The sequence below is a fragment of the Pseudomonas sp. MWU12-2020 genome, assembly GCF_023100605.1.
Taxonomy (GTDB): domain Bacteria; phylum Pseudomonadota; class Gammaproteobacteria; order Pseudomonadales; family Pseudomonadaceae; genus Aquipseudomonas; species Aquipseudomonas fluorescens_H.
Map to the genome: position 1 here is coordinate 1 of NZ_JALMEX010000064.1, position 308 is coordinate 308.

The window sequence follows — 308 nt, forward strand, 5'->3', positions numbered from 1 at the left end:
GCCACGGCGATCTGGCCGGCAGTTCCTTCGCCACGGGCCTCGCCCCACAGCGTGCGGGCGAGGATGTCGCGGTCTTTTTCGGTTACAGGCATCACTTTTCTCCAGGCAAAAAAATACCCGCTCAAGGGCGGGTGTCGGGTGGCTGGTGGGTCAGGCCGGTGTTTGCGGCCAAATTATGGATTCCGGGTATGCGGGCTGATCCGGCAAACGGTTCAGGGCAATTCGGTACTTTTTCCACTCTTTCAGCAGTGCTGCCTCGGCTTCCGTAGCCTCATCAATGTCGACTGCATCCTGAAGTGGCGCTATGG

The 308-nt window shown here is 59.4% G+C and carries 1 protein-coding gene and 1 pseudogene; both read right to left on the bottom strand.

Annotated features, from left to right (window positions below; genetic code table 11):
* Nucleotides 1-92, bottom strand: a pseudogene (locus tag M0814_RS29055) (cell wall hydrolase); the annotation flags it as partial.
* 58 nt (nucleotides 93-150) lie between these two features.
* Nucleotides 151-306 (bottom strand): tail fiber assembly protein, encoded by a 156-nt coding sequence (locus tag M0814_RS29060; RefSeq protein ID WP_348773093.1) that lies wholly within the window; start codon nucleotides 304-306, stop codon nucleotides 151-153.
* Nucleotides 307-308: the final 2 nt, after the last annotated feature.